Origin of the sequence: Marinovum sp. PR37, assembly GCF_028807375.1 — a bacterium.
In the GTDB taxonomy this organism is placed as follows: domain Bacteria; phylum Pseudomonadota; class Alphaproteobacteria; order Rhodobacterales; family Rhodobacteraceae; genus Marinovum; species Marinovum algicola.
This window is the reverse complement of the sequence record NZ_JARAML010000026.1, coordinates 1-21,621: the sequence shown is the minus strand read 5'-3', so window position 1 is coordinate 21,621 and position 21,621 is coordinate 1. Positions and strand designations below refer to the sequence as shown.

19 protein-coding genes and 1 pseudogene are annotated in these 21,621 nt (G+C 64.9%); 12 read left to right on the top strand and 8 right to left on the bottom strand.

Features of this window, described 5'->3' with window-relative positions:
• Window positions 1-101 precede the first annotated feature (101 nt).
• Entirely contained in the window at window positions 102-554 is a 453-nt protein-coding gene (rnhA, locus tag PVW49_RS18675; RefSeq protein WP_074835953.1) for a ribonuclease HI, read from the top strand.
• Between the two features lie 165 nt (window positions 555-719).
• Here the strand turns inward: rnhA and mtgA are convergent, their stop codons facing one another.
• Window positions 720-1,442: a monofunctional biosynthetic peptidoglycan transglycosylase gene (mtgA, locus tag PVW49_RS18670; protein ID WP_274591276.1), complete on the bottom strand. Its 723-nt coding sequence runs from the start codon at window positions 1,440-1,442 to the stop codon at window positions 720-722.
• 181 nt (window positions 1,443-1,623) lie between these two features.
• Here mtgA and PVW49_RS18665 point away from each other — a divergent pair, with 181 nt between their 5' ends.
• Complete coding sequence (locus tag PVW49_RS18665) at window positions 1,624-1,980, top strand: lysozyme inhibitor LprI family protein (RefSeq protein WP_048533239.1); 357 nt, start codon at window positions 1,624-1,626, stop codon at window positions 1,978-1,980.
• A gap of 129 nt (window positions 1,981-2,109) precedes the next feature.
• Here the strand turns inward: PVW49_RS18665 and gltB are convergent, their stop codons facing one another.
• Window positions 2,110-6,648: a glutamate synthase large subunit gene (gltB, locus tag PVW49_RS18660; protein ID WP_074835958.1), complete on the bottom strand. Its 4,539-nt coding sequence runs from the start codon at window positions 6,646-6,648 to the stop codon at window positions 2,110-2,112.
• Window positions 6,649-6,742: 94 nt separating this feature from the next.
• Window positions 6,743-8,185 carry an NAD(P)-dependent oxidoreductase gene (locus PVW49_RS18655; protein WP_274591275.1) on the bottom strand — a complete coding sequence of 481 codons (1,443 nt, stop codon included), beginning with the start codon at window positions 8,183-8,185 and terminating at the stop codon, window positions 6,743-6,745.
• Window positions 8,186-8,409: 224 nt separating this feature from the next.
• On the opposite strand from PVW49_RS18655, the gene PVW49_RS18650 reads away from it, so the two are divergent.
• Together PVW49_RS18650 and PVW49_RS18645 are read left to right on the top strand one after the other, a co-directional pair.
• On the top strand, window positions 8,410-9,216 hold the full coding sequence (locus PVW49_RS18650) for an undecaprenyl-diphosphate phosphatase (protein ID WP_274591274.1): 807 nt from the start codon (window positions 8,410-8,412) through the stop codon (window positions 9,214-9,216).
• A gap of 98 nt (window positions 9,217-9,314) precedes the next feature.
• On the top strand, window positions 9,315-10,058 hold the full coding sequence (locus PVW49_RS18645; RefSeq protein WP_074835963.1) for a MipA/OmpV family protein: 744 nt from the start codon (window positions 9,315-9,317) through the stop codon (window positions 10,056-10,058).
• A 45-nt stretch (window positions 10,059-10,103) separates the two neighbouring features.
• On the opposite strand, the gene carB is transcribed toward PVW49_RS18645, so the two are convergent.
• Complete coding sequence (gene carB / locus PVW49_RS18640) at window positions 10,104-13,436, bottom strand: carbamoyl-phosphate synthase large subunit (protein WP_274591273.1); 3,333 nt, start codon at window positions 13,434-13,436, stop codon at window positions 10,104-10,106.
• Window positions 13,437-13,642: 206 nt separating this feature from the next.
• On the opposite strand from carB, the gene PVW49_RS18635 reads away from it, so the two are divergent.
• From PVW49_RS18635 to aspS, 4 genes are all read left to right on the top strand, one after another.
• Window positions 13,643-13,969: an ArsR/SmtB family transcription factor gene (locus tag PVW49_RS18635; protein ID WP_074835966.1), complete on the top strand. Its 327-nt coding sequence runs from the start codon at window positions 13,643-13,645 to the stop codon at window positions 13,967-13,969.
• Window positions 13,966-14,433 carry an SRPBCC family protein gene (locus PVW49_RS18630; RefSeq protein ID WP_074835968.1) on the top strand — a complete coding sequence of 156 codons (468 nt, stop codon included), beginning with the start codon at window positions 13,966-13,968 and terminating at the stop codon, window positions 14,431-14,433. Before PVW49_RS18635 ends, PVW49_RS18630 begins: the two co-directional genes overlap by 4 nt.
• Before the next feature lie 12 nt (window positions 14,434-14,445).
• Complete coding sequence (locus PVW49_RS18625; protein WP_274565323.1) at window positions 14,446-14,760, top strand: hypothetical protein; 315 nt, start codon at window positions 14,446-14,448, stop codon at window positions 14,758-14,760.
• A gap of 243 nt (window positions 14,761-15,003) precedes the next feature.
• Window positions 15,004-16,779: an aspartate--tRNA ligase gene (gene aspS, locus PVW49_RS18620; protein WP_274591272.1), complete on the top strand. Its 1,776-nt coding sequence runs from the start codon at window positions 15,004-15,006 to the stop codon at window positions 16,777-16,779.
• A 46-nt stretch (window positions 16,780-16,825) separates the two neighbouring features.
• On the opposite strand, the gene PVW49_RS18615 is transcribed toward aspS, so the two are convergent.
• On the bottom strand, window positions 16,826-17,263 hold the full coding sequence (locus PVW49_RS18615) for a VOC family protein (protein WP_074835971.1): 438 nt from the start codon (window positions 17,261-17,263) through the stop codon (window positions 16,826-16,828).
• A 3-nt stretch (window positions 17,264-17,266) separates the two neighbouring features.
• A complete protein-coding gene (locus tag PVW49_RS18610; RefSeq protein WP_074835972.1) occupies window positions 17,267-17,743 on the bottom strand; it encodes a hemerythrin domain-containing protein in 477 nt (158 codons plus the stop codon).
• Window positions 17,744-17,873: 130 nt separating this feature from the next.
• On the opposite strand from PVW49_RS18610, the gene PVW49_RS18605 reads away from it, so the two are divergent.
• Window positions 17,874-18,587 (top strand): GNAT family N-acetyltransferase, encoded by a 714-nt coding sequence (locus PVW49_RS18605; RefSeq protein ID WP_274591271.1) that lies wholly within the window; start codon window positions 17,874-17,876, stop codon window positions 18,585-18,587.
• Between the two features lie 32 nt (window positions 18,588-18,619).
• Here PVW49_RS18605 and PVW49_RS18600 read toward each other — a convergent pair whose 3' ends face one another.
• Window positions 18,620-19,342, bottom strand: coding sequence for a response regulator (locus tag PVW49_RS18600; protein ID WP_048533253.1), 723 nt, complete (start codon window positions 19,340-19,342; stop codon window positions 18,620-18,622).
• A 134-nt stretch (window positions 19,343-19,476) separates the two neighbouring features.
• On the opposite strand from PVW49_RS18600, the gene mce reads away from it, so the two are divergent.
• Window positions 19,477-19,881, top strand: coding sequence for a methylmalonyl-CoA epimerase (gene mce / locus PVW49_RS18595; RefSeq protein WP_074835977.1), 405 nt, complete (start codon window positions 19,477-19,479; stop codon window positions 19,879-19,881).
• A gap of 35 nt (window positions 19,882-19,916) precedes the next feature.
• Window positions 19,917-20,204 (top strand): DUF1467 family protein, encoded by a 288-nt coding sequence (locus PVW49_RS18590; protein ID WP_048533256.1) that lies wholly within the window; start codon window positions 19,917-19,919, stop codon window positions 20,202-20,204.
• Between the two features lie 374 nt (window positions 20,205-20,578).
• Here PVW49_RS18590 and PVW49_RS18585 read toward each other — a convergent pair whose 3' ends face one another.
• Complete coding sequence (locus PVW49_RS18585; RefSeq protein ID WP_274591270.1) at window positions 20,579-20,836, bottom strand: DUF6455 family protein; 258 nt, start codon at window positions 20,834-20,836, stop codon at window positions 20,579-20,581.
• Between the two features lie 171 nt (window positions 20,837-21,007).
• On the opposite strand from PVW49_RS18585, the pseudogene PVW49_RS18580 reads away from it, so the two are divergent.
• A pseudogene (locus PVW49_RS18580) lies at window positions 21,008-21,621 on the top strand (hypothetical protein); the annotation flags it as partial.

Here is a 21,621-nt window from a genome sequence, read left to right as displayed (position 1 = left end):
GCGTGGCGGCGACCACAGCTTCGCCTGCATCCGCGCATCCGCCCTTGCAACCTGCCGCCGGCTTTGCCATCTGGCAGCAGACCGCAGCCAAGGAGCCCCAGATGACCGAGCTTTTCGCCTATACCGACGGCGCCTGTTCCGGCAATCCCGGCCCCGGTGGCTGGGGTGCGCTGATGCAGGCCAAGGAAGGCGACCGGGTCGTCAAGGAGCGCGAACTCAAGGGCGGTGAAGCCAGGACCACCAACAACCGGATGGAGCTTCTGGCAGCGATCCACGCGCTCGAGGCGCTGGAGCGCGCGTCAAAGATCACCGTGGTCACTGACAGCGCCTATGTCAAAAACGGCGTCACCGGCTGGATCCACGGCTGGAAGCGCAACGGCTGGAAGACCTCCGCCAAGAAACCGGTCAAGAATGTCGAGCTCTGGCAGCGACTGGACGCGGCGCAATCCCGCCACGAAGTAACCTGGGAATGGGTCAAGGGCCACGCCGGCCATCCCGAAAACGAACGCGCCGACGAACTGGCCCGCGCCGGAATGGCGCCGTTCAAGGGCTGATCCGCTCAAAGCTCTTCATCCGCGAACGGCCCGGGCATTCGAGATCATCGTTGTCGCTCGTCAACTGGCAGACCCGCGCCTGCCGGATCGAAACACGCGCAATCTCGAACACTCTTCATCGCGCCATGTCACGCCTGCGCCACCGCAAGGCCGAAAGCTGAGACGTTACTGGAAACAGTCGGCCCGCCCGTCCCGCTCGATGGTCGCGGCGCCGTCGAGGATCGAGCCCGAGCGCCTGCGGAGGCTGGCCGAGGGCTGGCTGGCCGAGCGTTCCTTGGGGTTGGGCAGCACCGCCGCCAGCCGCGCCGCCTGGTCCGGGGTCAGCTCGCCGGGGCCGACGCCGAAGTAATGCCGCGCCGCGGCCTCGACACCAAAGACACCTTCATCGAACTCCGCCACGTTGAGGTAGACCTCGAGAATGCGCCGTTTCGACCAGACGGCCTCGACCAGCGGCGTGATCGCCGCTTCGAGCAATTTCCGCGACCAGTCTCGCCCGTGCCAGAGATAGACATTCTTCACCACCTGCTGGCTGATCGTCGAGGCGCCGCGACTGCCGCCATCGGCCATCGCCGCCTTGATCGCTTCGACGTCGAACCCCCAATGCTGGCAGTAATTTGCATCCTCGGCCGCCACGGCGGATCGCGCCATCACCGGGGCGATGTGCTCCATCCGCACCCAGACATGATCGATCTCGCCCAGACGCGCGCGCTCCTGCCGCATGTAGAGCGTCTGCGGCGGATTGAAGACGGAAAACAGGATCACCGCAAAGACCGCCAGCAGAAACGCCACCGAAATCGTCCGCAGCACCCAGCGCCGAACCCAGCGATGCGGCCGGAACGGCGTGCGGTGTGCCGCTGCCTTTTTCTTCAGTTTTGCCTTGCCTGCCATGGCCGCACATTAGCCTCTGATCCTGACCAATCCTAGGCCAACAATCGCGGTCGCCATCCTGCCGTTTGCCTTTTGCGGTGGAGATTTGCGGCAACCTGCGCGCCTTCGGTTCCCGGACGCAACTGTGTCCCGCGCCGCTCTGATTTGATAGCATCCAGACTTTAGCAGAAGGATTCTGACCATGCGTATTTTGCTCATCTATTCGGCCGCGCTTCTCTTTCTCCTGCCTGACCTGGGATCGGCTCAGGCCGCCTGCGCCGGCACGACCTCCGCGGACGCCACCGAATGCGAACACGCGCGATGGCAACACGCCGACGCCGAGCTGAACAAGCTGTGGAAGCGACTGAAGCCCCGGGCCGATGCGCGCGGCACCGGGCCGGCGCTGCTGGCCCAGCAGCGCCAATGGCTCAAACGGCGCGATTCAACATGCGAGCAGGAGCTTGGGCATGGTGGCAGCCTCGACCAGGCGATCTATTACGCCTGCATGAAAGACATGACCCTCCGGAGGAACGCCGAGTTCCGCGCCATGTTGCGCTGACGGCGCGCAATCCGGGCGGCACCGGCCAACTGCCCGGCGCCGACGCCGCCCCAGCGCGGCCACGGCGACGGAAAAGGCGCGCCGCGGTTTCCCCCGGCGCGCCCTGATCCTCGTTGTCGATGCCGGAGCCTATTCGGCCGGCACCGCCGCCTCTTCCACGGTCAGCGGATGCGGCAGCTTGTCGAGCATCTCCAGCGGGCAGACCTGGAGGAAGTTGCCTTTCTCCGCCTCCCAGTGCTGGAGGATATCGGCCGCGGCGCGGCTGCCGGTTTCCTCCAGATGGCGTTCGATCAGCTCGCGCAGCTGGCTTTCCCAATGCTCCACGGCCACCGGATTGACGGTCAGCGTCTCCATGTTGATCAGCTTGGTCGCCGCGCCTGCGGGATCGTAGATATAGGCCATGCCGCCGGTCATCCCGGCGCCAAAGTTGGCGCCGATGCTGCCGAGGATCACCGCCACGCCGCCGGTCATGTATTCACAACCGTTCGAACCGCAGCCCTCGATCACCACCTTGGCGCCCGAGTTGCGCACCGCGAAACGCTCGCCCGCGCGGCCGGCGGCAAAGAGATAGCCGTCGGTCGCACCATAAAGCACGGTGTTGCCGATGATCGTGTTGTCGCGCGCGGTCAGCGGGCTGGCCATCGGCGGGCGCACAACAATGGTGCCGCCGGAAAGGCCCTTGCCGACATAATCGTTGGCGTCGCCCGACACCTCGAGCTTCAGCCCCGGCGCGGCGAAGGCGCCCAGCGACTGGCCGGCCGAGCCTTGCAGCTTGACCGTCAGGTGATCGGGCTGAAGCACGTTGCGCATGCCGAAGTTCTTGACGATGTGGCTCGAGGTGCGGGTACCCACGGTGCGGTGGGTGTTCTGCACCGCATATTGCAGCTGCATCTTCTCGCCATCCTCGAGGAAGCGCTGAGCATCCCGCACAATCTCCGCATCCAGCGTGTCCGGCACCGCGTTGCGCGGCTTGTTGCGGTCGTAGGTGATGTCATGCGCGCCATCGACGGTGATCAACAGCGGGTTCAGATCGAGATCGTCGAGGTGATCGGAGCCGCGGCTGACCTGGGTCAGCAGATCGGCCCGCCCCAGCACGTCATCGAGCGAACGCGCGCCGATCGAGGCCAGCACTTCGCGCACTTCCTGGGCGTAGAAGGTGATCAGGTTGACCACCTTGTCGGCATTGCCGGTGAACTTGGCGCGCAGGCTCTCGTCCTGGGTGCAGACGCCCACCGGGCAGGTGTTCGACTGGCACTGACGCACCATGATGCAGCCCATGGCGATCAGCGCGGCGGTGCCGATGCCGTATTCCTCGGCCCCCATCATCGCCGCCATGACGATATCGCGCCCGGTGCGCAGCCCGCCGTCGGTGCGCAGCGTGATGCGCGACCGCAGGTTGTTCATCGCGAGAACCTGATGCGCCTCGGTCAGGCCCATCTCCCAGGGCAGACCGGCGTATTTGATCGAGGTCGCGGGCGACGCCCCCGTGCCGCCATTGTGGCCCGAAATCAGGATCACGTCGGCCTTGGCCTTGGCCACACCGGCGGCGATGGTGCCGACACCGGAGGAGGCCACCAGTTTCACCGTCACCTTGCAGCGCGGGTTGATCTGCTTGAGATCGTAGATCAGCTGCGCCAGGTCCTCGATCGAATAGATGTCATGGTGCGGCGGCGGCGAGATCAGCGTCACGCCCTTGGTCGAATGCCGCAGGCGGGCGATCAGATCGGTGACCTTCATGCCGGGCAGCTGGCCACCCTCGCCGGGCTTGGCGCCCTGGGCCACCTTGATCTCCAGTTCTTCGCACTGGTTCAGGTATTCGGCGGTCACGCCGAAGCGGCCCGAGGCCACCTGCTTGATCTTGGCCGAGGGGTTGTCGCCATTGGGCTCGGGCACGAAATGCGCCGGATCCTCGCCGCCCTCGCCACTGTCAGAACGCGCGCCGATGCGGTTCATCGCCACGTTCAGCGTCTTGTGCGCCTCGGGGCTGAGCGCACCGAGCGACATGCCGGGCGTGACGAAACGCTTGCGGATCGCGGTGACGCTTTCCACCTCTTCCACCGCGATTGCTTCGCCCAGCGGCTTGATCGCCAACAGGTCGCGCAGGTGAATCGGCGGGTTGGCCTGCATCGCATGGCTGTATTTCTTCCACAGTGCGTAAGAGGCGGTGTTACAGGCCATCTGCATCATGTGCATGGTCTGCGCACCCCAGGCGTGGCTCTCGCCGGTTTTCCGCGCCTTGTAGAAGCCGCCGATCGGCAGCACGTCACGGCCCTGCTTGTAGGCCAGCGCATGGACGTTCTCGAGCTTCTTTTGCACGCCCGACACACCGATGCCGGAGATGCGGCTGAGCATGCCGGGGAAATATTCGGCACACATCGCACGGCTCAGCCCGACGGCCTCGAAGTTGAGACCGCCCCGATAGGACGAGAGCACCGAAATGCCCATCTTGGACATGATCTTGAGCAGGCCCTGATCCACGGCATTGCGATAGCGCGCCACATTCTCGGTCAACGTGCCATCAAGCAGCCCGCGGTCGATGCGGTCGGCCAGGCTGTCTTCGGCCAGATAGGCGTTGACGATGGTCGCGCCGGACCCGATCAGCACGGCAAAGTAATGCGGGTCGATACATTCCGCCGATTGCACGTTGAGCGAGCAGAAGGTGCGCAGGCCCTTGCGCGTCAGGTGGCTGTGCACCGCGCTGGTGGCCAGGATCATCGGCATGCCGACCTTTTCGGCGCCAAGCCCCGCGTCGGTCAGCACCAGGTGACCGGCGCCGGAGCGCACCGCATCCTCGGCCTCAGCCCGGATACGTTCCAACCCGCGGCGCAGGGCGCCATCGCCGCCGTCCACCGGGAAGGTACAATCGATGGTCACCATGTCGGCGTTGAAATGCCGCTTCAGCTCTTCGAACTGCGCATTGCCAACAAACGGGCTGTCGACGACGAGAATCTCGGTCTGGGCCGAGGATTCATCCAGCACGTTCTTGAGGTTGCCGAAGCGCGTCTTGAGGCTCATCACCCGGTATTCGCGCAGGCTGTCGATCGGCGGGTTGGTGACCTGGCTGAAGTTCTGGCGGAAATAATGGCTCAGCGGGCGATACTTGGTCGACAGGACCGCCGACGGTGTATCGTCGCCCATCGAGGCGATCATTTCCTTGCCATCCTCGGCCATTGGCGCCAGCACCTGCTCGAGTTCCTCGATGCTGTAGCCAGCGGCGATCTGGCGTTTGCGCAGGTCGTCGCCCTGGTGCAGCGCCTTTTCGGTGACCTGCGACAGGGCGTCGTCCAGCTCGCTGATCTTGCCGACCCATTCGCCGAAAGGCCGGGCATTGGCCAATTTATCCTTGATCTCGGTATCGTGGTAGAGCTTGCCATCCTTCATGTCGACGGCAAGAAGCTGGCCCGGACCGAGCGCGCCCTTTTCCACCACGGTCGCCTCGTCCACCGGCACCATGCCGGCCTCGGAGCCGGCAATCACCAGGCCCTCGCCGGTGACAACGTAGCGCATCGGCCGCAGGCCGTTGCGGTCGAGGCCGGCGCAGACCCAGCGGCCATCGGTCATCGCCAGGGCGGCGGGACCGTCCCAGGGCTCCATCACGGAGTTGCAGTAGGAATACATGTCGCGCCAGGCCTGCGGCAGTTCCACCGCCTGTTTCGACCAGGATTCCGGCACCAGCATGGTCTTGGCCATCGGCGCCGAGCGGCCCGCGCGCACCAGCACCTCGAACACCGAATCCAGCGCCGCCGAATCCGACGACCCCTGCGCCACGATCGGCTTGATGTCGTCGGCAAAGTCGCCAAAGGTCGCCGAGGCCATGCGGATTTCGTGGCTGCGCATCCAGTTAAGGTTGCCTTTCAGCGTGTTGATCTCGCCGTTGTGGGCGAGCATGCGGAACGGCTGGGCCAGCCACCACTGCGGGAAGGTGTTGGTGGAATACCGCTGGTGATAAATCGCGAAGGCCGAGGCAAAACGCTCGTCCTTGAGATCGGGATAGAATTCCGCGACCTGCTCGGCCAGCATCATGCCCTTGTAGATGATCGACCGGCAGGACAGCGAGGCGAGGTAGAGCTGCTGCACGCCGGCTGCGGCGGCGGCCTTTTCGATGCGGCGGCGAATGACATAGAGTTCGCGTTCGAATTGTTCCTCATCCACGCCCTTGGAATTGGAAATCAGGATCTGCTCGATCTCGGGCCGGGTGGCATTGGCCTTTTCGCCCAGCACCGAGATGTCGACCGGCACATGCCGCCAGCCGTAGATGTAATAGCCCATGCGCAGGACTTCGGTCTCGACGATGGTCCGGCAGATTTCCTGGCCTCCGAAATCGGTGCGCGGCAGGAACACCTGACCGACCGCCAGAAGCTGATCCTCGCGCGGTTCGTGACCGGTGCGGCGAACCTGGTCGTAGAAGAACCTGACCGGGATCTGCACATGGATGCCGGCACCGTCGCCGGTCATGCCATCGGCGTCGACGGCACCTCGGTGCCAGATCGCCTTGAGCGCGTTGATGCCGTTTTCCACCACCTTGCGCGAGGGCTTGCCGTCCTGCGCCACCACGAGGCCCACGCCGCAGGAGGAATGCTCATGCTCCTCGCGGAACAGGCCGTTTTCTTCCATCCACTTGCGCTTGGCTTCCTCGGCGCGCACCCATTCGGCATCATATTTGGTCATTGGAGGGTCTCCCTCTGGCGACCGGACGGCGCCGCGGCGCCCCGGTCTCATTGATATCTCTGAGCAGCCCCGCGCCGGGCGGGGGCCGCGAAAATTACTCGGCGGCGATGGCCGACGTCTGCTTGGCGTCGAACCGCTTGAGGATCGCCGTGGCACAATCGCGCCCGTCACGGATCGCCCAGACCACCAGCGAGGCGCCGCGCACGATGTCGCCAACGGCATAGACGCCCTCGAGATCGGTGGCCCCGGTCTCGAACTCGGCCTTGACGGTGCCCCAGCGGGTGACCGACAGCTCGGGCGCGCCCCAGAGTGTGGGCAGGTCCTCGGGCTCGAAGCCCAGCGCCTTGATCACCAGATCGGCGTCCTCGACATAATCGGATCCCTCGATCACCTCGGGCGCCTGGCGGCCGGTGGCGTCGGGGTGGCCCAGGCGCATGCGCTGCACCATCACACCGGTCACGTCATCGCCGGCAAAGCCCTGCGGCGCGGTCAGCCATTCGAACTGCACGCCCTCTTCCTCGGCATTTGCCACCTCGCGCTGCGAGCCGGGCATGTTGGTGCGGTCGCGACGATACAGGCACTTCACGCTCTCGGCGCCCTGGCGCACGGCGGTCCGGACACAGTCCATCGCGGTGTCGCCGCCGCCGATCACGACAACCTTCTTGCCTTTGGCATTGAGCTCGCCGCTTTCGAACTCGGGCACGCTGTCGCCGAAATTGGCCGCGCGGTTCGAGGCGGTGAGATAATCGATCGCCTTGACGATCCCGTTGGCGCCGCTGCCGGGGCCTTTCAGATCGCGCGACTTGTAGACGCCGGTGGCGATGATCACCGCGTCATGGTCGGCGCGGATCTCTTCGAAGGTGATGTCCTCGCCGACGTTGCAATTCAGTTTGAAGGTCACGCCGCCGGCTTCGAGCTGCTTGTTGCGGCGCTCGACCACGTCCTTTTCCAGCTTGAAGCCGGGAATGCCGTAGGTCAGCAGCCCGCCGGCGCGGTCGTAGCGGTCATAGACGGTCACCTGCACCCCGGCGCGGCGCAGCATGTCGGCGGCCGCGAGGCCACCGGGGCCGGCGCCGATGATGCCGACGCTTTCCGCGCGTTCCTGCGCCGGATTGGCGGGCAGCACCCAGCCGTTTTTCCAGGCGGTGTCGGTGATGTATTTCTCGACCGAACCGATGGTCACGGTGCCGTGACCCGACTGCTCGATCACGCAGTTGCCTTCGCAGAGCCGGTCCTGCGGGCAGATGCGGCCGCAGATCTCGGGGAAGGTATTGGTGGCCTGGCTGACCTCATAGGCCTCTTGCAGGCGGCCGGTCGCGGTCAGGTGAAGCCAGTCGGGGATGTTGTTGTGCAGCGGGCAATGGCTCTGGCAGTAGGGCACGCCGCATTGGCTGCACCGGCTGGACTGCTCTTCGGCCTTGGCACGGGCGAACTCGGCATAGATCTCGTCGAAATCGCTGTTGCGCACATTCGCATCGCGTTTGACCGGCATATCGCGCTCGATTTGCACGAATTTCAACATGGGCTGCTTGGCCATATCGCTGGAGCTCCGGGTTGTTTGGCTGTTGGCGTGCTTTTACAACAGGGCTTCGCCCATGAAAAGTCAGAAGTGCTGACCTTTTATCCAGTAAAACGAGCTTTGCGGCAGGATAATTCGCCGCATAGCAGAAATTTCAGGTCCGAATCGGACCTATATTCCGGTTTCCCTATGTTTTCCTATGGGTTTATAGAGACGGCATATTTTCCAGAGGGCCGTGCCGGATGTCGCTATTTCACCTTCTGCTTGTGGCCGCGATCCAGGGTATCACGGAATTCCTGCCTGTCTCCAGCTCTGGCCACCTGATCCTCTTGCCGAATCTCACCGGCATGGCCGACCAGGGGCAGGCGATCGACGTCGCCGTCCATGTCGGCACGCTTGGCGCGGTGATCCTGTATTTCTGGTCCGACGTGCGGGGCGCTCTGGCCGGTCTGCCCCGGCTGGCGCGCGGCAAGACCGACACGGCGGGCGCACGGCTGGCCTTTTTGCTGCTGGTGGCCACGGTGCCGGTGATCCTGATCGGCCTTCTGCTCAAGCTCACAGGCCTCGACGACGCGATGCGCAGCGTCACGGTGATCGGCTGGACGATGCTGATCTTCGGCCTGGTGCTCTGGTGGGCCGACCAGAAAGGCACCTCGGACCTCGGGGCGGGCGACTGGTCCACCCGTCACGCCTGGATCCTCGGGTTCTGGCAGGCGGTGGCGCTGATCCCCGGTACCTCGCGCTCGGGCATCGTGATCACCGGCGCGCGGGCGCTGGGCTATGCGCGGCCCGATGCGGCGCGGCTGTCGATGCTGATGTCGATCCCGACGATCCTCGCCTCGGGCGCGCTGCTTGGCGCCGAAGTGGTGGGCGAGGCAGATTGGCAAATGCTGCGGCTGGCCGGCATCGGCGCGGTCTTTGCCTTTGCCGCGGCACTGCTCGCGCTGGCGCTGATGATGCGGCTGCTGCGCTCGGTCAGCTTCACGCCTTATGTGATCTACCGGGTCATCCTCGGCGTATTCCTGCTGTGGTGGGGTTATTTCGCCTGAAACCGGCGTGGCCGGGCTGGCCCTCGGCCGCCGCCACGCTACACTGCTTGGTCAGGCCCGGACTCACGGGCCATGAAATGTCTGCATAGGAGGTCTTTATGCCCCGCCGTTCCACCCCCTGCCTTGCCGCGCTTGCCGTTGTTGTCCTGCCTGCCGCCGCCCTGGCCCAGAGCAACCAGATCGCCTTTGAACTCGGCGGCGGCCTGGCCTATGCGCCGGAATACGAAGGCTCCGAGGAATACAGCTCTCGCCCCGCCTTTCAAGGCAGCCTGCATTCGCTGAGCCTCGGGTCGCTGTCCCTGGGTGGTGGCGACACCACCGGCTTCACCATCGCGCCGTCCTTCGGCTACATCGGCGAACGCGAGGCTTCGGACTATGCCAGGTTCCGGGGCATGGATGATGTCGACTGGACGCTGGAAGTTGGCCTGAAGGCGAAATACAGCTGGGACAACGCCGAGGTTTCGGCGGCGGTGCGCAAGGGGTTCAACGGCCATGAGGGCGTTGTCGCCGATCTGGCCGCCGACGCCATTTTGCGCCCCGATGCCCGCACCACGATCCGCGTCGGCCCGCGGATGAGCTTTGCCAATGAGGAATATGCCGACACCTATTTCTCGGTGCCCAATTCCGCCCCCAACCTCGCCACCTATTCCGCCGAGGGCGGGCTGAAATCCGTCGGTGCCGAAATCAGCGCCCGCCGTGAGCTGACCGATATCTGGTCGATCGAGGGGACGCTGGGCTATGACCGGCTGATGAACGATTTCCAGGACAGCCCGGTCACCGAATCCGAAGACCAGTACAAGGCCAGCGTGACCCTGATCCGCCAGTTCGACTGGCGGTTCTGAACTAGGCCGGCACGGCTCGCCCCGCGCACGGCGGGGCGGCCCGTATTACCCCTGCAACGCCTTCACCACCAATTCGCCTTCCGACCGGGCCTGCATCGCACGGGCTGCGGCATGGGCCGCGGCGGCGGTGGTGAAATAGGGGATCTTGTCATAAAGCGCGACCGAGCGGATTTCGCGGGAATCCTCCACCGCCGCCGCACCTTCCGTGTTGTTCATCACCAGGGAAATCTCGCCGTTCTTCAACATGTCGACGACGTTCGGCCGCCCCTCATAGACCTTCTTGACCAGCTCCGCCTTGATCCCCTGCTCGGCCAGGAATTTCGCCGTGCCCGCGGTGGCCACGATGGAAAAGCCCAGCCCGTCGAGGATCTGCGCGGCATCCACCAGCGCCGGCGTCTTGTCAGCGTCCTTGATCGAGAAGAAGACCTTGCCGCCCTCCGGCAGAACCATGCCGGCACCCATCTGCGCCTTGAGAAAGGCGCGGGCAAAGCTGCGATCCCAGCCCATGACTTCGCCGGTCGAGCGCATTTCCGGCCCGAGAATCGTGTCGACACCGGGGAAACGGGCAAAGGGCAGCACCGCTTCCTTGACCGAGAACCAGGGCATATTCGGGTCGGCCAGGGTCATCGGATCGGCCAGCGGCAGCACGGTGTCGTAATCGGCGTTCTCGGGATAGGCCGGGCGCATCGGGAAGGCCGACAATTTCTCGCCCGCCATCACCCGCGCGGCGATGGAGGCAATCGCGCTGTCGGTGGCCTTGGCGACGAAGGGCACGGTGCGCGAGGCACGCGGGTTGACCTCGATCAGGTAGATATCATCCCCCTTGACCGCGAACTGGATGTTCATCAACCCGACCACGTTCAACGCTTTGGCCAGTGCCTCGGTCTGCGCCTTGATCTCGTCCAGCACGTCCTTGCCCAGCGAATAGGGCGGCAGCGAACAGGCACTGTCGCCCGAGTGCACGCCGGCCTCTTCGATGTGCTGCATGATGCCCGCCACATGGACCTGCGCGCCATCGCAGAGCGCGTCGACGTCCAGCTCCACCGCGCCCGACAGATACGAATCCAGCAGCACCGGGCTGTCGCCGGACACCACGACCGCCTCGTTAATGTAGCGTTCGAGGTGGCCCATGTCGCGGACGATCTCCATCGCGCGGCCGCCCAGCACGTAAGACGGACGGATCACCAGCGGAAAGCCGATGTCCTCGGCAATCGCCAGCGCCTGGGCATCGGTCGAGGCGATGCCGTTTTTCGGCTGCTTCAGCCCCAACTCGTTGACCAGCGCCTGGAACCGCTCGCGGTCTTCGGCCAGGTCGATGGCGTCGGGCGTGGTGCCGAGGATCGGGATGCCCTCGGCCTCGAGCGCATTGGCCAACTTCAGCGGGGTCTGGCCGCCGAACTGCACGATGACGCCGTGCAGCGTGCCGTTGTCCTGCTCCACACGCAGGATCTCCATCACATGCTCGAAGGTCAGCGGCTCGAAATACAGCCGGTCCGAGGTGTCATAGTCGGTCGAGACGGTCTCGGGGTTGCAGTTGACCATGATGGTCTCGTAGCCCGCGTCGGTCAGCGCGAAACAGGCGTGACAGCAGCAATAGTCGAACTCGATCCCCTGGCCGATCCGGTTCGGGCCGCCGCCGAGGATGACGACCTTCTTCTTGTCCGAGGGCCGCGCCTCGCATTCCACTTCGCCCATCATCGGGGCCTCGTAGGTGGAATACATATAGGGGGTCTGCGCCTCGAACTCGGCGGCGCAGGTGTCGATCCGCTTGAAGGCGGCGACCACGTTCTTGGCGATCCGCCGGTTGCGCACGTCCTTCTCGGAAAAGCCGGTGAGTTTCGCCAGCCGCGCATCGGTGAAGCCCATCATCTTGAGATGGCGCAGCCCGGCCTCGTCGCCCGGCAGCCCCTCGGCCTTCACCTGCTCCTCGGCCTCGACGATCTCGCGGATGCGGGCCAGGAACCAGGGGTCGAACATCGTGGTGGCGTGGATTTCCTCGTCCGACAGCCCGTGGCGCATCGCCTGGGCGATCGTGCGCATCCGATCCGGGGTCTGCTGGCTGATCGCCTTGATCACGGCGCTTTTCTCCGGCGCGCCCTCGATCTTGACCTCGTCGAAACCGGTGAGGCCCGATTCCATCGAGGCCAGCGCCTTTTGCAGCGACTCGTGGATGGTGCGGCCGATGGCCATCGCCTCGCCCACAGATTTCATCGCGGTGGTGAGATAGGGCTCGGAGCCGGGGAATTTCTCGAAGGCGAACTTCGGGATCTTGGTGACCACATAGTCGATGGTCGGCTCGAAGCTGGCGGGCGTGACCTTGGTGATGTCATTGTCCAGCTCATCCAGCGTGTAACCGACCGCCAGCTTGGCGGCGATCTTGGCAATCGGGAAACCGGTCGCCTTCGACGCCAGCGCCGAAGAGCGTGACACGCGCGGGTTCATTTCAATCACCACCATGCGGCCGTCTTCGGGGTTCACCGCCCATTGCACGTTCGATCCGCCGGTCTCGACCCCGATTTCGCGCAGCACGGCGATCGAGCCGTTGCGCATGATCTGGTATTCCTTATCGGTCAGGGTCAGCGCCGGGGCGACGGTGATCGAATCGCCGGTATGCACGCCCATCGGATCAACGTTCTCGATGGCGCAGACGATGATCGCATTGTCCGCCTTGTCGCGGACGACCTCCATCTCGAATTCCTTCCAGCCCAAGAGCGACTCATCCACCAGGATCTGGTTGACCGGCGAGGCATCCATGCCGGTGCGGCAATAGTGGATGTAATCCTCGCGGTTATAGGCCACGCCGCCGCCGGTGCCGCCGAGGGTAAAGGCCGGGCGGATGATCGCCGGCAGGCCGATCTCCTCCAGCTCATCCAGCGCCATCTGCACGCCGGCATCGAGATCGGCGCTGCCATTGGCGCGTTTCGGCGCGGTGATGATCGTCGCCTTGGGGTTTTCCAGGCCGATCCGGTCCATCGCCTCGCGGAACAGCTTGCGGTCTTCGGCCATTTCGATGGCGTCGCGCTTGGCCCCGATCATCTCGACGCCGAATTTCTCGAGCACGCCCATCTCTTCCAGCGCCAGCGAGGTGTTGAGACCGGTCTGCCCGCCCATGGTGGGCAAGAGCGCGTCGGGGCGCTCCTTCTCGATGATCTTCGCCACGACCTCGGGGGTGATCGGCTCGATATAGGTGGCATCGGCCAGGCCCGGATCGGTCATGATCGTCGCCGGGTTGGAGTTCACCAGGATCACCCGGTAGCCCTCTTCGCGCAGGGCCTTGCAGGCCTGGGCACCGGAGTAATCGAACTCGCAGGCCTGTCCGATGACAATCGGCCCCGCGCCAATGATCATGATCGACTGGATATCGGTTCTTTTGGGCATATCGGTCCTCGGGGTTCAGCGCGGGGGAATGGGCGCAGGGCGCAAATTGTCGTGGGTTATAGACATGCGAGTGCCGGGTTCAAGGCCGAATGCCGGTCGATCTGCCGGGAAATCGCCCCGATCCGCCCCTTATTTTAGGCTTTACTTAAATAAGGGGCCGCCTAATAATCCTTTGCAACGACTCACGGAACCGACACAGGATAATTATGGCCGCCCTGCCGCAGACCTTTTCCGCCCTCTCCGATCCGGTCCGCTTTGCCATGGTCGAGCGGCTGCTGGCCGAGGGCGAGCTGCCGGCGGGGCGGCTGGGCGAGGGCTTTGGCATTTCGGCGCCGGCGGTGTCGCAGCACCTGGGCGTGCTGCGCGAGGCCGGGCTGGTCAATCGCCGCGCGCAGGCGCAGCAGCGGCTCTATTCGATACGGCCCGAGGGGCTCCTGGCCGTGGCCAACTGGGCCGACGAGGCCCGGCGTTTCTGGCAGGCCAGCCTCGACCGGCTGGAACATGTGCTCAACAAGGAGACCGACAGGAAATGACGGATGTCGCAGAAAGAACGGACCTGACGCTGGAGCGCCGGTTCAACGCCCCGCAGGACCGGGTGTGGGATGTGGTCACCCGGCCAGAGAACATGGTGCTCTGGTTCGGTCACGATGGCTGGACGATGGAAAGCCACAGCCTCGACTTTACCCGCACCGGCCCCTGGCACGCCCATATGCGCAGCGCCGAGGGCAATCGTTTTGACGTCAGCGGCATGGTGACCGAGGTCGCGCCGCCGCGTCACGTGGCCTTTACATGGGCCTGGCAGGATGCCGAAGGAACCCGTGGCCACGAAAGCCATGTCACCTTTACCCTCGCCCCGGCCGGCGATGTCACGCTGTTCACCCTGCACCACAGCGGCCTGCCCGACAGCGAGACCGCCACGTCGCACGAAGGCGGCTGGACGGCAGTGCTGGCCCGGCTCGCGCGGCAGTTTCCCGACGGAATTCAACCCGACCAGTAAAAGGAGGTCATTATGCCGAAATACATCTTTGCCTATCACGGCGGCGGAATGCCGGAGACGGAAGAAGAAGGCAAAAGGGTCATGGCGGCCTGGGGCGCCTGGATGGAATCCATGGGCGACAAGCTGGTCGATGGCGGCAACCCGGTGGGCATGTCCTCGACCCTGACGGTCGACGGGCTGAGCGACGGCGGCGGCGCCAATCCGCTGTCCGGCTACACCATCGTCGAGGCCGAGAGCGTCGAAGCGGCGGCCGAGATGGGCAAGGGCTGCCCGATCCTCGAAGGCGGCAGCGGCACCATCGAGATCGCCCCGTTGATCGACATGTGAAAACGACCTTGGCCGGGGCGGCCGCATCTGCCGCCCCGGCCCCCCGCGCCGGAGCGTCCCGGCCTTGTTGGCACGCCGCGCGCGTCGGGGTGAAGACCCACCGGCCCCGCCACGGAGCAGTGAAAACCCGACACCGCCCGCGCGAAGCGCACCTTCCCCCCTACCCCACGGCCTCGCGGCTTGACTTTCAGCCACAGGCAAGGTGTATCGGCCCGAACCTCGAATGACCCCCGGAGCCGCCAGATGCACCCCTACCGCAGCCATACCTGCGCCGAACTGAACAAATCCAACGTCGGCGAGACCGTCCGCCTGTCGGGCTGGGTCCATCGCGTGCGCGATCATGGCGGGGTGCTCTTCATCGACCTGCGCGATACCTATGGCATCACCCAGGTGCTCTGCGACAGCGACAGCCCGGTCTTCGCCGAGGTCGAGAAACTGCGCTCGGAATGGTGCATCCGCATCGACGGCACGGTGAAGGCCCGCGACGAGAGCCTGGTGAACCCCAAGCTGCCCACCGGCGAGATCGAGGTCTATATCCGCGACATGGAGGTGCTGGGCGCCGCCGACGAGCTGCCGCTGATCGTCTTCGGCGATCAGGAATATCCCGAGGAAACCCGCCTGCGCTATCGCTACCTCGACCTGCGCCGCGAGGTCATGCAGCGCAACATGAAGCTGCGGTCCGACGTGGTGGCCGCCATGCGCCGCCGCATGTGGGACGCCGATTTCCGCGAATACCAGACCCCGATCATCACCGCCTCCTCGCCCGAGGGCGCGCGCGATTTCCTGGTGCCCTCGCGTCTGCATCCCGGCAAGTTTTATGCGCTGCCGCAGGCGCCGCAGCAGTTCAAACAGCTGATCATGGTGTCGGGCTTCGACAAGTATTTCCAGATCGCACCCTGTTTCCGCGACGAAGACCCGCGCGCCGACCGCTCGCCCACCGATTTCTATCAGCTCGACATGGAGATGAGCTTTGTCGAGCAGCAGGACGTCTTTGACACAATCCAGCCGGTGCTGACGGGCATTTTCGAAGACTTCGGCGGCGGCCGCAAAGTGGATCAGGACTGGCCGCAGATCTCTTACAAGGACGCGGCGCTGTGGTATGGCACCGACAAGCCCGACCTGCGCAACCCGATCAAGATGCAGGTGGTTTCCGAGCATTTCAAAGGCTCGGGCTTTGCCATCTTTGCCAAGCTGCTGGAGCAGGACGGCACCGAGATCCGCGCCATCCCGGCGCCGGGGGGCGGCTCGCGCAAGTTCTGCGATCGGATGAACAAGTTCGCCCAGGAACAAGGGCTGCCCGGCATGGGCTATATCTTCTGGCGCGATCAGGGCGAGGGCATGGAAGCCGCCGGCCCGCTGGCCAAGAACATCGGGCCCGAGCGCACCGAGGCGATCCGCCAGCAACTGGGGCTTGAGGTCGGCGATGCCGCCTTCTTCCTCGGTGGCAAGCCCAAGGCCTTCGAGGCGGTTGCCGGCCGTGCCCGCACCGTCATCGGCGACGAGCTGGGGCTGACCGACAAGGACCGTTTCGCCTTTGCGTGGATCGTCGACTTCCCGATCTACGAACGCGACGAGGAAACCGGCAAGATCGACTTCGAGCACAACCCGTTTTCCATGCCGCAAGGCGGAATGGCGGCGCTCGAGGGCGATCCGCTCGAGGTCAAGGGCTATCAATACGACCTGGCCTGCAACGGCTATGAGCTGGTGTCGGGCGCGATCCGGAACCACAAGCCCGAGATCATGTTCAAGGCCTTCGAGATCGCCGGCTATGGTGCCGACGAGGTCAAGAAACGCTTTGGCGGGCTGGTCAACGCCTTTCAATACGGCGCGCCGCCGCACGGCGGCTGTGCCGCCGGCATCGACCGTATCGTCATGCTGCTGGCCGAGCAGGAAAACATCCGCGAGGTCATCATGTTCCCGATGAACCAGCGCGCCGAAGACCTGATGATGCAGGCGCCGTCAGAGCCGATGTCGGATCAGCTGATGGAGCTGGGCCTCCGGGTCATTCCGCAGGACTGAGCACAGGGTTCGAGAGGGGGCGCCGGGCTTTGGCCCGGCCCCGCCGTCAGCCAATTCCCTTCTTGCGCAATTCCTCTTGCGCCGCCTCGGTCTTGTCCAGATCGAGGCCCATGCCGCGCAGCACCTCTGGGGTCTTCGAGAACTGCAAATCGCGGTATTCGACCACCTGGATACGGTTGCCCCATGGGTCGCGGAAATCCATGAAATCGCTGTCCATGATCTGCGCGCCGGCCTTGGCGGCCAGCGCCATCACCCGGCTGCGGTCATCGACGACAAGGCCGAAATGGCGGTGGGCGTCGGCGGGCTGGCTCTTGCCCTCGACCAATCCGATGAACTGATCGCCGAGGTCGAGAAAGACAAAACCGTCGCCCGCCCCGCGCACGTCAAATTCGAAGATGTTGTGCCAGAAGGCCATGGCATGTTCGATATCGCCCACTTCCAGAACGATGTGATTGACCCCCACGAGGCGCGGCTTGTCGGACATGGCTCAATCCTCGAGCGAATCTTCGCGTTTCTTGCCAATGATCTCCAGCTCCTGCGCCTTGCGGTCGCGGAACCGTTTGCCATAGCCCTCGATCTCTTCTTCGGGGATCACCTCTCTGGCGCGGGAAAAGACCTCGTCTTCCTCTTCGTCGATGTGGTGTTCGTAGTCGTGGCGCAGCGTCTTGAATTTCTGCAACCAGGCCCCCTGGCTCATGTCCATCTCGCGCAGCTCTTCGAGCAGGTCGTCGATCTGCTGGTGTTCGTGCACCGAATGGCGGGCGCTGTCCTGGCCCCAGGTCTTGGCGATCAGCTTGGAGTAGAAGGTCTCCTCTTCGGCGGCGCCATGCGCCTTGACGTCGCGATAAAATTCCTGCCAGGCCGACTTGCGCGCCTCCGACGCGCCTTCGGTGTTCTCGATCGTGTCGAGCAGGCTGCGGTGGCGGTCATGATCGGATTTGAGGCTGGAATAGATGTCGCTCATGCTGGCTCTCCCGTCTGGTCGCTGGTCCAACGCAACAGGGGCGCCCGGGGTTCCCCGCGGCGCCATCTTCCGGCTTCCCTTTTCCGACCCAGTGCCTATCCTTGCCGAAATCCGTGCAAGGGCCTGAGATATGAACGATTTTCCCCCGCTGGGCGAGGCCGTGCCAGACTGGACCCCGCCCCCGCTCCCGCAGGGCGCGCCGCTCGAAGGCCGTTTCACGCGGCTTGAACCGCTGGCGGCCGAGCAACACGCCGCGCTGCTCTTTCGCGCCTTCGAAGGCCATGACGACCGCTGGGCCTACATGCCTTATGGCCCGTTCCATTCCTCGGCTCAGTTTCACCGCTGGGTGCGCGAGACGGTGGCCCGGCCGGATCACCTGTTCTATGCCGTCAAGGATCTGGCAACCGGCACCTTCGGCGGCGTCGCCAGTTTCCTGCGGATCGCGCCCGAGGCCGGCTCGATCGAAGTGGGCAATATCCACTTTGCCCCCAGCCTCGCCGGCAGCCGCGCCGCCACCGAGGCGATGTATCTGATGATGAAATGGGCCTTCGAGGCCGGCTATCGCCGCTATGAATGGAAATGCAACGCGCTCAACCGCCCGTCGCGGCGGGCGGCACAGCGGCTCGGCTTCAGCTACGAGGGCGTGTTCCGCCAGGCGATGGTGGTCAAGGGGCGCAACCACGATACAGCCTGGTTTGCCTGTATCGACAAGGAATGGCCGGCCCTGCAAGAGGCCTTTGCCGCCTGGCTCTCGCCCAAGAACTTCGCCCGCGACGGCACCCAGATCGAACGCCTGAGCGATCTCACCCGGCTGGTTCGCACCGGCAGCGACCCGACGCTCTAGACCCGAGCACCGGGCCGCCTCCCCGGCGTAAACTACATGGCGGCGCGCTGGGTCAGCCGGTCCTGCACCAGCCCGGCGATATGCGCCGCCTGCGAACCTGTGGGCTGGCCTTTTCGGCGCAGCGCGATCAGCCGGTCGGCGGCATCGCGCAGCGCCTGGTCATGGGCGATCCGCGCCACGCCGCTGAGGAATTGCCCGACGTAATCAATTGACCGTTCGTCGGTGGCATCACAGAGGATTCCGGCGATATGCGCCATGTCGTCCTGAAAGGCGATCCGGTCCGGGATCACCTCGACCTCGTTGAGCGGGCGCGGGCCGAGCGGCTGACGCTCCGGCGGCAGGAGCGACAGGATGTGCTCCTGAAACCGGACCAGAGAGGTGATCGGCTTGCGCAGAAAACCGTCGGCGCCGGCGGCGACCGCCAGTTCCTCGGAAAAATCATCGCCGCTGGTGCCGAGGATAACGGGAATGCGCGGGCTGGCCGCAGCCAGTTCGCGGATCAGATCGGCGCCCGAGCCGTCGGGCAGGCCGAGATCGACAACCACCACCGATGGCCGATAGACCCGCAGGTGCCGCCGCGCCGACCGCAGGCAATCGGCGCGGCGAATACGGGCGCCGGAGCGCAGGCACAACAGGCGCATCGCCTCGCAGGCAAATCGGCTGTCCTCGACCACAAGAATGGTCAGCCCGAGCAGCGGCCGATCCGCCGATGGCGCCGGTGCCGGTGTCGGTTCAAGGTCTTCCAGATCGTCCATCGCAAGCCCTCCACGCTTTCACTGCCACTGTCGCCAAGTTAAGTTACCAACTGCTTAATGCGCGCTCCTGTCCAATTGCGCCGCCTGCCCTGCCGCGCGATAAAGCCGGCGAAACCGGACACCAGGAGCCCCACATGATCGGACGTCTCAACCACGTTGCCATTGCCGTTCCCGACCTCGAAGCCGCAGCAGCGCAATATCGCGACGCCCTTGGCGCCACAGTCGGCGCGCCGCAGGACGAGCCCGATCACGGCGTCACGGTGATCTTTATCGAGCTGCCCAACACCAAGATCGAATTGCTCTATCCGCTGGGCGCGGATTCGCCCATCCAGGGCTTTCTCGACAAGAACCCGGCTGGCGGCATCCACCATGTCTGCTACGAGGTCGACGATATCCTGGCCGCCCGCGATCACCTGAAATCCACCGGCGCCCGGGTGCTGGGCTCGGGCGAGCCCAAGATCGGCGCCCATGGCAAACCGGTGCTGTTCCTGCACCCCAAGGATTTCAACGGCTGCCTGGTCGAGCTGGAACAGGTCTAGGCGCGCCGCGCCACAAACGTAGCTAGGACAAGAACATGGGCATAACCTCTGCCATCGTGCTTTTCGCGGTCATCTGGTTCCTCACCTTTCTGGTGGTGATTCCCTTCCGCATCCAGACCCAGGGCGACCTTGGCGACGTGGTCGAAGGCACCCACGCCGGCGCGCCGCAGGTGCACAACCTGGCGCGCAAGGCCAAGCTCACCACGGCGATCTCGGCGGCGATCTGGCTGCTTCTTTTCGTGATCATCCAGTTCGAAGTGATCACCGTGCGCGACATCGACGGCTGGATGTATCAGCGGATGACGCCCTCCGAGGCGGGCTGAGGCGCCGGCAGGCAACCGGTTCCGGCACAGACGTCAGGAGCCGGCAGATTGGCGAAACCGGGGTAGGAGCGGAAGTGGCGCCCGTTCCCCTCGAACGGCCGCCACGCCCCCGGGGCACGCACGGTATGGCGCTCCCGGAGCAACCCTATGGCGGCGCGGCGCGATCCTGTCACGCGGCGCACAGCCTGTCCGTCGACCACGTGCAAGCGATCACGGCCGACATCGGGTCGCCAGACTGGCCACCGGTCTGGCGCCAGCATTCCTGTGCTTTCTCAATGGCTCGGCTCTCTTCATAGCATGTAGAGCGTGCCCTGTCAGCGGATTCCGCGCAGGCCTCCGGCCGCCGCGCCGGGCACCGGGCCCGATAGCGCCGGTCAACCCTTTGACAAATCGTCGAACATCCGGGCATTGCGACAATAGCCGGGGCTCGCGGCCACCGGGGCTGCTTGCCGGTCGAGCCATCTGGCGCAGTCGTCCGGCCGGGTGCAATTGGTACAGCTCAGCACCGCATCGGCCACCGCTTCGCTGCTGATCCGTCCGCGCAAGACCTGCTCTTCCATATCGAGCCCCCGCGCCTCGGCCACCCGATCCATCAGGATCGCATGGCGCTTGATCTTCTGTGGTGACTGCATGGCGTTCCCCTTTGCTGTGCAACGACGGCCCCAGCCTAGCAGGACGGGTCGCCGCCGCCTTTGATCTGGGTCAAAACCCGGCGTCACGCGAATTTGTGCCGATCGATCCCGCCGGCTGGAACAGTCGGGCCGCTGCGGCGTTGGACCAGCGAGTTGAGAAGAGGTATCAAGATGACCAGATCGACATTGATGAAAAGCACGGCCATTGTGCTGTCTCTCGCGCTGGCCGTTCCCACGGTCGCCCCGGCACAAAGCGGCGACGTGTCAGCCTTTGCAGCCGGCGAAATGCCCTCGGCCGAGCAGATCGACGAGATGGGCCGCGACATTCTCGAACAGCTTGGCGTGCTGATCGGCCTTGACCGCGATGCCGCGCGGGCGATGGAGCTCGAAGAGCTTCGCGTCGCGATCAAGACGGAGCTTGGGCTGCCGGTCGACGAGGCCGCAGAGAGCGAAGAACCGCCGGCCGAGACGGCGGAAGTCACGGCCGAGGGCGCCGCCGAAGTGACCGCCGAGGAGACCGCCGCAGAGGTCGAGGGCGCGGCCGAAGCGGCTGTTGAAGAGGCCCAGGACGTCGTCGAGGAGGCGGCGGACGCGGCAGAAACGGCCAGCGAAGAGGCCGGCGAGCAGACCGAAGAGCTCCGCGAGGCGCTGGAAGACGCGCAGGCAGAGGACGCGCCGGAGGTCGAACAACAGATCGAAACCGAAGCGGAGGCCGAAGCCGAAGCGCAGGTCGAAACCGAAACCCAGGTCGAAAGTGAGGCCGAAGCCCAGGTCGAAAGTGAGGC

What these genes read in the sequence shown, in the direction of transcription:
- rnhA (WP_074835953.1), top strand. Translation starts at nt 102, where the DNA reads ATGACCGAGCTTTTCGCCTATACCGACGGCGCCTGTTCCGGCAATCCC.
- mtgA (WP_274591276.1), bottom strand. Translation starts at nt 1,442, where the DNA reads ATGGCAGGCAAGGCAAAACTGAAGAAAAAGGCAGCGGCACACCGCACG.
- PVW49_RS18665 (WP_048533239.1), top strand. Translation starts at nt 1,624, where the DNA reads ATGCGTATTTTGCTCATCTATTCGGCCGCGCTTCTCTTTCTCCTGCCT.
- gltB (WP_074835958.1), bottom strand. Translation starts at nt 6,648, where the DNA reads ATGACCAAATATGATGCCGAATGGGTGCGCGCCGAGGAAGCCAAGCGC.
- PVW49_RS18655 (WP_274591275.1), bottom strand. Translation starts at nt 8,185, where the DNA reads ATGGCCAAGCAGCCCATGTTGAAATTCGTGCAAATCGAGCGCGATATG.
- PVW49_RS18650 (WP_274591274.1), top strand. Translation starts at nt 8,410, where the DNA reads ATGTCGCTATTTCACCTTCTGCTTGTGGCCGCGATCCAGGGTATCACG.
- PVW49_RS18645 (WP_074835963.1), top strand. Translation starts at nt 9,315, where the DNA reads ATGCCCCGCCGTTCCACCCCCTGCCTTGCCGCGCTTGCCGTTGTTGTC.
- carB (WP_274591273.1), bottom strand. Translation starts at nt 13,436, where the DNA reads ATGCCCAAAAGAACCGATATCCAGTCGATCATGATCATTGGCGCGGGG.
- PVW49_RS18635 (WP_074835966.1), top strand. Translation starts at nt 13,643, where the DNA reads ATGGCCGCCCTGCCGCAGACCTTTTCCGCCCTCTCCGATCCGGTCCGC.
- PVW49_RS18630 (WP_074835968.1), top strand. Translation starts at nt 13,966, where the DNA reads ATGACGGATGTCGCAGAAAGAACGGACCTGACGCTGGAGCGCCGGTTC.
- PVW49_RS18625 (WP_274565323.1), top strand. Translation starts at nt 14,446, where the DNA reads ATGCCGAAATACATCTTTGCCTATCACGGCGGCGGAATGCCGGAGACG.
- aspS (WP_274591272.1), top strand. Translation starts at nt 15,004, where the DNA reads ATGCACCCCTACCGCAGCCATACCTGCGCCGAACTGAACAAATCCAAC.
- PVW49_RS18615 (WP_074835971.1), bottom strand. Translation starts at nt 17,263, where the DNA reads ATGTCCGACAAGCCGCGCCTCGTGGGGGTCAATCACATCGTTCTGGAA.
- PVW49_RS18610 (WP_074835972.1), bottom strand. Translation starts at nt 17,743, where the DNA reads ATGAGCGACATCTATTCCAGCCTCAAATCCGATCATGACCGCCACCGC.
- PVW49_RS18605 (WP_274591271.1), top strand. Translation starts at nt 17,874, where the DNA reads ATGAACGATTTTCCCCCGCTGGGCGAGGCCGTGCCAGACTGGACCCCG.
- PVW49_RS18600 (WP_048533253.1), bottom strand. Translation starts at nt 19,342, where the DNA reads ATGGACGATCTGGAAGACCTTGAACCGACACCGGCACCGGCGCCATCG.
- mce (WP_074835977.1), top strand. Translation starts at nt 19,477, where the DNA reads ATGATCGGACGTCTCAACCACGTTGCCATTGCCGTTCCCGACCTCGAA.
- PVW49_RS18590 (WP_048533256.1), top strand. Translation starts at nt 19,917, where the DNA reads ATGGGCATAACCTCTGCCATCGTGCTTTTCGCGGTCATCTGGTTCCTC.
- PVW49_RS18585 (WP_274591270.1), bottom strand. Translation starts at nt 20,836, where the DNA reads ATGCAGTCACCACAGAAGATCAAGCGCCATGCGATCCTGATGGATCGG.